Source organism: Pseudoalteromonas sp. SR44-2, assembly GCF_014163745.1.
Lineage (GTDB): Bacteria > Pseudomonadota > Gammaproteobacteria > Enterobacterales > Alteromonadaceae > Pseudoalteromonas > Pseudoalteromonas distincta.
Map to the genome: position 1 here is coordinate 38025 of NZ_JACJDW010000029.1, position 9984 is coordinate 48008.

Consider the following 9984-nt stretch of genomic DNA (forward strand, 5'->3'; position numbering starts at 1 on the left):
CATTAAATTAATGAGCTATTATAGCGACAAGAAAATAGCTCAATAACAAGGCTAAAATTATGATAAATAGTTGCTCTATATAAATAATTTTTAACGTAGTTAGTGAGTTATTTAATACGCTAAGGTGATCATGTTTTTAATAAAATTGGTATCAAATCCCAGCTTCAGCCATTGCTAGCTGAAATATATCTTTTGGAGCAATAGCACCTGGTTGCTGTATAACAGTCCCTGCCGCTTTTGCAGCAAGTTGTACAGCACTTGAAATTGATTTATCAGATAAACGTGCACCTAAGTAAACACCGTTAAAGGCATCGCCTGCGGATGTCGTATCTACAACATTTGTTACCGGTATTATGGTGTGGCTTTGAAGCGTATCGCCCTCTTTTGTCACTACCGATTCAGGGCCATTTTTAACAACAATTTCTTCAATTTGGTAAGGCTTTAAATATTCAACAACTGCTTCTACGCTATGAACGTCATAAAGTGTTGTTAAATCTTCAACGCCTGGTAGGGTAATATCTGCAAACGTAAAGGCTAAATGATACTGCTCTTTTGTTTCCTCTACACTATTCCACAAACGTGCTCTGTAGTTAGGATCAAAAACGATTTTAACCCCAGCATCTTTAAGCTGCTTTACAACTTTCCAAAAGTCTTCACGTGCACTTTCTTCAATTATTGCTAATGAAATTCCTGAAAAGAAAAACATATCACCTTGGCTAAGCTGCTCGAGTGCATCAGCATCTAAAAAATCAACAACCTTTTTAGCTGCAGAATCATTGCGCCAATAAATAAAGCTACGCTCACCATGCTCATCAGTTTCTATGTAGTACATACCAGGTACTTTGGTGTCGTGAGCAAATACAAGTTGCGTATTTATTTGTTCACTCTCAAAGCGTTCTAGCATTTTTTTACTTAAATTATCTTGACCTAAAGCCGTAACAACCGAAGTAGTAACCTGCGGGAAGCAACGTTTTAAATACACTGCAGAATTATAAACATCGCCTGCAAATGATTGGTGCAGTGTTGCCGCGCTCATAGCTCTAAGCTCGACCATGCATTCACCGATAAAGTAAATATTTTTCATCTTGGAAGTTACCCTATGTAGTTAACTGCTATGCACATATACAAAATATGTTGGCATAGCAGTTATTATCTAGATTATTGAGGCTTTTTAAGAGGTTCTATTTTTGGAATTAAAATCCAAACAGCTGCCATTGCAATGATGGCTAAAGAAGCACCAATTACAAATGCTGGTGTGTAGTTACCATCAGCAGTAAGAAAAGGTACTAGCGATGTAAGACCTACAGCACCAAGCTTTGCCGCCATACCAGAAAAACCTGATAATGTACCCACTGCTTTTTTACCTAACAAATCACTTGGTAGTGTTTGCACGTTACCAATTGCAGTTTGAAAACCAAATAAGATAACAGCCATAATTAGTACCGCTGTTGTTGGTCCGCCTGGATTTGCCATTGCAAGTAGCGCTGGTAACATAATTAAACAACCCAGCGTAATAGTAAGCTTACGTGTTTTATCTGTATTCCAACCTGCTTTGAGTCGGTTTTGAGCCAATAAGCCACCAAACCAAGCACCAAACATAGCGCCAACATAAGGTACCCAACCGTATATACCAATAGATTTAACATCCATACCGTATACTTCATTTAGGTAAATAGGGATCCAAAATACAAATAACCACCAAATTGGGTCAATTGCGGCAGAGGCAATGATTACACCCCAGCTTTGCTTACGAGAAAGTAACTCAGCAGTTGTAGGGTTATATTCCTCTTCGTCTTCACCAGTTACATCACCGTTGTCATCAACACGTCTTTGACCCGTTAAGATATATTCACGTTCTTCGGCAGTCAGCCAAGGATGTGAGCTAGGCGGTGCTTTAACTAAAATTAACCATGGAACTAACCAAAGGAAACCTAATGCACCAACAAAAACAAACACCATTTGCCAGCTAAAGTAGATAGTTAAATAAGCAATTAAAGGAATAGCAATAATGCCACCAATTGCGGCGCCAGAGTTAAAAATACCCTGTGCTAAAGCACGTTCTTTAGTAGGGAACCATTCTGCGTTACCTTTAGCTGCACCAGGCCAGTTACCGGCTTCTGCTACACCTAAGATTGCGCGAAAAATACTAAGACTAAGTACACCTTGTGCAAATGCATGCGCAACGGTTGCAATAGACCAAACACCTATTGATAGTACAAAACCGAAGCGTGTGCCCACCCAGTCAAATATTTTACCAAAGATTGCCTGACCAAATGCATAAGCAAATACAAACACAATAGAAATATTAGCGTATATTTGTTTGCGTTCTAGCGCTGATTCATCAGGAAATAAATCTTCAACAATGTCCGGCCAAAGCACACTAAGTGCTTGGCGGTCGATATAGTTAATAATGGTAGCTAGCGCTATTAGCGCTATAACCCACCAACGTAAGCCTTTAAGTTGCATAATTAATCCTCAAGAAAGTCTTCACGCGCTGGGCTAAAAGTATCAATCAGGATTCCGCCTGTCGGGCAGGTAGCTCCATGATCAGCAAATGGTGGGATTAAGCAGCTGTCACCCGGTTTTAAGATTTTAGTTACGCCATCAATGTTAAAGTGAAATTCACCTTCAACAACATACGTTACTTGAGAATGTCTGTGAGCATGGTTATAACCAATAGCCCCTTTCTCAAACCAAATTTTAACAGCCATTAGCTCTTCGTTATAACCTAGCATTTGACGTTTTAGACCATTTCCTAAATCTTCAATTTCGGTCTCGTTACCAAATGAAAAGTTTGCGCTTTGCTTTTGCATCCTATTTACTCCTGATTATTGTTCATCATATAAACGCCTAATCGGCCATTTAAAGTGAACTCTTTATTTTGATAATTGAATGTGTTTTTAGCTGATGTTGGTGCTTTATTAATTGCCACTAAATATGAGTTGCCTTTAATATCAAGTTCAACAAGTGTTAAATCGCCCTGCTGACTATATTCAAGCTTTGTCACTCGACTTACAGCTTCTAAGGTATATTCTTTACTTGGGTTGTACTCACCATGTGGCTCTAATACTGATATAAATTTATGCTGCTTTTGACCCTCAACGCGACGAATAAAACCGTTTTCGTTGCGTAAATTAAAATCAGGGTCGTTTGCGCCTATTTGAGTAAACAAGAAAGACTCATCACCTTTAACCAAGCTCGTTTGCGTATAAAAACGACCATTTTCGTTTAGCCACGTTACTTTAGCTAAACCACTTTGAGGTTGCGCTTGAGCTTTAAGCCATAAATGTTGGTAGCCATTTTTAGTACTTAGCGCAGACAGCTGTGTTGCATTTGCTTTTAACTCAAAGCTGGTATCGATAAGCTGACCTCTATAATGCAAAGGCAAGTCAAGCTGGTGCGCTTTATTTGCAACAACATCAAATATATCAAGTGCAACTGTGCTTTGTAGTTCAGGTAAATTAATAAGTGCAAGCGTGCGCTCAAGATCAACGCCTTTATAAGCTGTGCTTATTTCGCCGCTTGAAACCGTGCCGTATTCATTCGTTTCGAAAAAGTTAAGTGTAGGGTAATTACTATTTCCCACTTCAACATTTGCATTAAAATGCGTTGTTTCGTCAACCACTACCGTATTGTGCGCAACAGTGTGTTTAGCGTAAGTTTCGTTTTCAGGTAAATAACGACCGCCGTATTTAGCTTCTACATTTAAGAAACGAGCTGCGCCATAATCAGATACAATTTCATTTCCGTGGTCGTAAAACTGCCATGTTAATTTATCAAAATGACCATGGCCTAAACCTTGTGCAGCAGGTTTAAAAAGCAGTGCTTGATCGCCACCTACCTGCGTTCTCATTACAACTAAAGCGCCTTGCTTTCCGTCATTACCATCACCGAAGGCAACAGATTTAAACGAATAAGGTTTTACCATGTTGTTATCAAGTGCTTGAGCTACTTTTAGCCCATCACCAGAGAGAATTATTTGGTCTTGTTGCTTAGCAATATCTAAATAACCTACATCGTTGGTTAAGCCATACGCTGCCGTTACTCCATTTACTAACTCAATGGTATCGATGCCTTTACTTTTTATTGCATCGTTAATTGGGAAAAACAAACCGTTGTAGCTAAGTTGAATCGTCGTATCAATCGCTTTTAATAATATGCCATCGCGATATTCAAAGATTTTTCTTTGTGGTTCGTTGTTTTCAATCGCTTTAGCAAACGTTACAAATGGTAATAGTGCAAAGCGTTGATAGTAAGGACCTTCGTTATAGTAACCTTGTGGTGAAAACAGCATCTCTAGCTGCTTAATAAAGCCACCCTTACCCGACTTTTCTAAATCGTATAATGATTTTTCTACCCACTCAGGTTCGCCTAATACATACCCTGCCATGCCAACACCCGCTGTTGCCCATGTTCCATGGTTATGTACTTTATTAAATGTAGACGGTTGGCCTACAGATGTGAACAACGAAACAGGACGGAGTAAGTCATTCTCGATTGTTTTAATATTATCGGCATTTAACGAGTCATAAATTAGATCATAAGCTTGTATTGTGTACACAAGCCACATTGCTTCATTTAGGCTTTGCCAAAAGAATTTCCCTGGGTTTTGCGAGTCCATTTTACGTTTTGGATGCAGACCAAGCGTTGGGTATAATTTTGCGTACTCAAGCAACATATCACGTACATAGTTTGCGTATTTATCATCTTGGCTTAATTGATAAATAATGCCCGCGTTGTACATAAGTTGGTAATTTTTTTTGTGGCGTTCATGTGTATAACCACCACCGCCATCTTTTGGAACGGGTACAGTGATAGGCTGTGCAATTTGTTCATCTACTTGCGCTTTTAATAGCTCAAACGCAGTAGCAAACTTTGTGCTACCGTTGCTACTAATTGCTTGGCGCATTTGCTTAACATCATCAGTAGTAATCACTAAGTTTGGGTGCGCTGCATGCGCCCCCAGTGATGTAAGTAATGTAATTGCAGCTACAGCAGCTATTTTAAAACGTGTTTGGCATTTTAATAAGTACATAGTATTTACCCTGCCTTATTTAAAATGTTGTTATTTTTTAATACTGCTGTATGTGGGCCTTTAACTCTTAGTTCTTTAACACTTGGTGCTTTAGTTGCATCAAATGTATTGTCTGAGATTTCAGTTTTAGGCTCGCCTACTGTGTGCTCTACAACAATAGCAGCAGATTTAACAAATTTATTATCTTTAATATTAGTAACCTGAACACCGTGAACATAAATGCTCGCTTGCTCTTTGTTACGCTTACCAAGGCCAACGTTATTAAGCGTATTATTTGTCATTTCAAAATGAGGACCAAATGTGCTTTCATCAGTGCCACCACGGTAAAGCTTAAGTACACCGCCTTCTACATCATTAAATGTATTATTATTGACAATAACGTATTCCGCGTTATAAACACCTAAGTCTTCAATTTCAGTATTTAGACGTAAAATGTCACCTGTTACTGTATTAAAGGTATTACCTGTAACAATAATTTCGTCAGCCATTGCACCTTTACCAGTGATAAAGAAATGGAATGAATGATTAATATCTAAAGCATTTAACTCTGAGTTGATCATTACAAAGCGGTAATTATCAACCATACCCCATTTTTGCGTACGAACAATGCTGTTACCTATTGCATCTGGCGCGTTTTCACCTGAAATTGATAAACCATCTAGTTTTAAGCTGCCGCCATCATGTATTTCAAACAAGGTAGAGCGTTGAAAAGTAAGTTTAGCCTTTGCGCTCTGCTTTGCTTTAATTGTCAACGTTTTATCAATTTTAACCAGTTTAGACACATCATACTGGCCAGACGCTAGTTCTAGAACATCGCCCGACTCTGCATTATCAATAGCATCTAGTAATGCACTTACATCAGCTTTAACAGAATGTGTCTTACCAGAATCAAAATCAACTAAAGCAGCTACTTTTGCATACCAACTAACACCGGTATCTTCTTTTTTAAGTACTTTTAAATCGCGCTTTGCACCTACATTTAAACTTTTAGATGTTGGGTAAAGTAGACCATTACTTGCTTTTTCCAGCGTGATTTTATCTTTTTTTACACCGTACGTTAGCTCAGAAAGCACTTTTGTATCTGCAATGTTGTTACTTAATACTAACCCACTTACATCGTCGAATGTTGTAAATGGCTGTTCACCATTTTGGTTTATGATTAAGTTGTTTTTCATTACGCTATTTTTTGGGGCTGCGCTACGCTCAGCATCGCTACCTGCAGCAAGTTGAATATGACGCACATTTATAAATGTGTTGTTTTCAATCGTCGCATTTTCTACTTGGTGATAACGATTAATAGATGAATTTGGTACGCCGTTCATCACAGTAAAACCACTGCCAAAACGATAGCCTGTTAGGCCTTGTAGGTAGTTATTTCTTACAATTTGATCTTTATTGATAACGCGGATACCACCTGTGTGATCAACACCATTACCAATGAAGATATTTTCTTCTATAAGATTGCCATTACCATGGCGCAGCGTTAATGTACCGCGCGCTTCATAAAATACGTTATTACGAAGGATGTTTTTACCTGATTTAACCGAAACAATTTCTACTTCACCATTGGTACGTTCAAAGTAATTATTTTCAACCAATGTATGTGAATCAGTTAGTGAGTAATGGCTTGTGCCAATACGCAGGGTTTCACCACCGTTAGAACCAAAAGTAGGACGGTAGCCAAAATAGTTGTTATCTATACGATGATAGTTTTCTTGGCTTGCTTTAGTGTTCAAACGAACAGCAACTGTCACACCTTTATTTCGTTTGCCAACTAAATGGCTATGATCAAAGCGGTTATGTTGTCCATATAAGGCAATCCAATAATCAGACTCTCGTTTGTCTGGATTACTGTAATTATCGATTACTGTTTGAGTAACTCGTGAATTGTAGGCTAATTCATTTTTATTTTTACGAAATTCTATTACAGCTGAGCTCGGTGTGTAGCCGTCTTTAAATACTAAACCGGAAACTTCGAGGTATTTACCTGCAAGTCTTAGGTTAGATTGACCTGATAGAATTACTTTTCCGTTAGTTTCAGCGGTTAATATAATAGGAGAGTTTTTTGTACCTTGGCCTTCAAGTAGAATTTCGAAGTCAGACCAAGTACCATTTTTAAGTACTACTTTGTCGCCAGCAACTAGATTAGCTGCGATATCATTAAAAGCTTGTTTACTTTCTATAAAATAATCTTTGGCCGCTACTTGTGTGGATATGCAACCGATGAGAACTAGACTAAGCTTTATTGTATTAATCAAACGCATAGTTAACTCTTTTTCGTTGTGACTGAAAGTAGTGCTTCATCAGAATTAAAAAAAGCTGACATTGCACAAAGACTTTAGTCAATTGGTGTCATGTGTGTTAAAGCGCTTTAAGTTAAAGCTCAAAGCGCTCAATAAGGTCGAGAAGTGTTACTTTTCTAACTTTTTGAAGTAATCAAAAATTTCAGGAACGTTACCTTGACCCATACCAGCGTCAAACGCTGCTTGTAGGTTAGCTGATGAACCTTCAGCGATTTTTGATTCAGTACCTAGGTCTTCTACCATTTGTAGGAAGTAGCCTAAATCTTTGTTTGCATTAGCAATCGAAAAACCAAGGTCGCTAACATTATCAACTGCATAGTTTTTACAAAATTGCATAAACGGTGAGTTAGATGGACCAGTCGACATAATGTCGAAAAGTTGTTGACGGTCAACACCAGCAAGCTCTGCCACTGCAAATGCTTGTGACATAGCACATACTGTCGTCATGCCCATGAAGTTGTTGATAAGCTTAGTTGTATGACCTGCACCTAGCTCGCCAAGATGGAAAACGTTTTCGCCTTGATCTTCCAGTACTGGTTTAACTTTATTGAATGTATCAATATCGCCTGAAGCCATAATGTTTAATAGACCATCTTTAGCATGTGCTGGTGTACGACCTAGTGGCGCGTCGATCATGCCTGCGCCTTTAGCTGCTAAATCAGCACCAATTTTTTTCGTAGATGATGGAATAGAAGTACCAAAATCAACTAATACTGCACCTTCTTTAATACCCGCTAGGATACCGTCTTCTGCGTAAACAATTTTTTCTACAACGGCAGACGTTGTAAGACAAAACATAACAATATCTGAACCTTCAGCTAGCTCTTTTGCAGTGCTTGCTGTTTTTGCGCCTCTAGCAACACATGCTGCAACCGCATCTTTGCTAAGGTCCATAACAATTAGCTCATAGCCTTTGTTTTGTAAATTTTCGGCCATGTTGCCGCCCATTAAGCCTAAGCCGATGAAACCGATGACTGGTTTTGACATGAATAACTCCTAAATATGTGGCGCATACTTTTATAAGAACAAGTAAAATTTACTCTATAAATACGCTGTGTCTTTTGTTTCAATTTGTAGAGTAACTTTAAGCTTGAGTTATTTATAAATTAACCTATGCAAAACGTGACTCTGATTAATTACCAATACATTGTATTCACTCAAACCAAGCAACTTACCAATTGGTATGTAAAAACTGTATTACCATACGCCTTTTTTGTCAACCAATAAGTTAACCAAGCAAATGCCATATTTTTACAAATTACACAGCAAGCAGCTTAAAAACTAACAAAAACATATTGTTATATAGCAATGACACAATTAAGCAAAGGTTAACTTTTGTTGAACAATCAGTAACTATTTTTATACTAATAGGTTGACCAATAATTGAGTACTGGTTATTTAAATATGCAAAATTTGATAAAATGATTCATTGATTGTCAATTTATAAAGGTCGTACTCAAACTGTTTTAAACCCACTCTCATATTAAGGTTGTGATTTATATGTAGTGCCTACATATATGGCTAATACATATAAAACCCCTAAAATGCGCTCAATAATAGCGCTTAGTTAAAAATACCCTTAACTTTGAATAAATAACTAAAGGAACTAAAAATGCGTTTATTACATACTATGCTGCGTGTAGCCAATTTGGATAAATCAATTGCTTTTTATACTGAAATATTAGGTATGAAAGAATTACGCAGAGCTGATAACAGTGAATACAGATACACTCTTGCCTTTGTTGGATATGGCGACGAAGCAGATAACACAGTATTGGAGCTAACTTATAATTGGGACGAAGATAGCTACGACCTAGGTAATGGATATGGTCATATTGCTATTGAGTTTGATGATATTTACAAAGCATGTGCAGATATTAAAGCTGCCGGTGGCAATGTAAGCCGTGAACCAGGGCCTGTAAAAGGCGGTACTACTGAAATTGCTTTTGTAAAAGACCCTGATGGCTATGCAATTGAGTTAATTCAGAAAAAAGAAGACATGAGTAAATTTTAAATTACTTAACAACTAATTCAAGTTATTACAATATGCTTAATGCCAATCTGCTTATTTAGGTTCTATTTAACGTTAAGAAAATTACGCTAGAACTAGGCAAAAATTTTTGTATCTAGTTGCTCTAAATAAAAAATTTTTAACGACGTTATAGTGCAATTTAATTAGTTAAATTGATCAACGATTTATGCTGGTTGGTATAACTATGGAGGGGTTTAATTTTATATATTGTTCAATATGGTTATGCAGATTGGTATTAAATAAAAGGTGCTTTGAGCACCCTTTTTTAACGCAACTGACTATCTTTACTACCACGCCTATTAAACGATTTAGCGCCAGCACCATTACCTTCTATTGCAGCTTGGCATGCAACACAGTAGCGAACTCCTGGTAGCGCGAGCCTTCGTGCTTGTGGGATTTTTTCATCGCACTCGTCACATAACTCAGCACTTGCACCAGATATTAAATTGCTTCTTGCATACTGTACGGCGTCGTTAACACTTGCATCAATTTGATCTTGAATTGCACCGTCTCGTGCCCATCCACTTGCCATAAATCCTCCTAATAAAGTTGGATGATTAAATTTATGCTAGCAAATCGAATCTTTATAAGTACTGAATATTTTTGGATTTTTG

Annotated in this window: 8 protein-coding genes; 1 reads left to right on the top strand and 7 read right to left on the bottom strand. The window is 37.7% G+C overall.

Annotated elements, in window-relative coordinates:
- Nucleotides 1-151 precede the first annotated feature (151 nt).
- From H5115_RS15870 to H5115_RS15895, 6 genes are all read right to left on the bottom strand, one after another.
- The gene (locus tag H5115_RS15870; RefSeq protein WP_039489409.1) at nucleotides 152-1084 is read right to left on the bottom strand and encodes a sugar kinase; all 933 of its coding nucleotides are present in this window, start codon (nucleotides 1082-1084) and stop codon (nucleotides 152-154) included.
- A 74-nt stretch (nucleotides 1085-1158) separates the two neighbouring features.
- Complete coding sequence (locus H5115_RS15875; protein WP_002962964.1) at nucleotides 1159-2466, bottom strand: MFS transporter; 1308 nt, start codon at nucleotides 2464-2466, stop codon at nucleotides 1159-1161.
- Nucleotides 2467-2468: 2 nt separating this feature from the next.
- Nucleotides 2469-2813: a cupin domain-containing protein gene (locus tag H5115_RS15880; RefSeq protein WP_002962963.1), complete on the bottom strand. Its 345-nt coding sequence runs from the start codon at nucleotides 2811-2813 to the stop codon at nucleotides 2469-2471.
- A 5-nt stretch (nucleotides 2814-2818) separates the two neighbouring features.
- Nucleotides 2819-5035: a heparinase II/III family protein gene (locus H5115_RS15885; protein WP_182756264.1), complete on the bottom strand. Its 2217-nt coding sequence runs from the start codon at nucleotides 5033-5035 to the stop codon at nucleotides 2819-2821.
- Nucleotides 5036-5040: 5 nt separating this feature from the next.
- Nucleotides 5041-7299 (bottom strand): polysaccharide lyase 6 family protein, encoded by a 2259-nt coding sequence (locus H5115_RS15890; protein ID WP_182756266.1) that lies wholly within the window; start codon nucleotides 7297-7299, stop codon nucleotides 5041-5043.
- Between the two features lie 147 nt (nucleotides 7300-7446).
- Nucleotides 7447-8325 carry an NAD(P)-dependent oxidoreductase gene (locus H5115_RS15895; RefSeq protein WP_149594746.1) on the bottom strand — a complete coding sequence of 293 codons (879 nt, stop codon included), beginning with the start codon at nucleotides 8323-8325 and terminating at the stop codon, nucleotides 7447-7449.
- A 625-nt stretch (nucleotides 8326-8950) separates the two neighbouring features.
- Between H5115_RS15895 and gloA the strand changes: the two genes are divergently transcribed.
- Nucleotides 8951-9352 (top strand): lactoylglutathione lyase, encoded by a 402-nt coding sequence (gloA, locus tag H5115_RS15900; protein WP_149594745.1) that lies wholly within the window; start codon nucleotides 8951-8953, stop codon nucleotides 9350-9352.
- A 283-nt stretch (nucleotides 9353-9635) separates the two neighbouring features.
- On the opposite strand, the gene H5115_RS15905 is transcribed toward gloA, so the two are convergent.
- Entirely contained in the window at nucleotides 9636-9902 is a 267-nt protein-coding gene (locus H5115_RS15905) for a DksA/TraR family C4-type zinc finger protein (protein WP_149594744.1), read from the bottom strand.
- Nucleotides 9903-9984 lie beyond the last annotated feature (82 nt).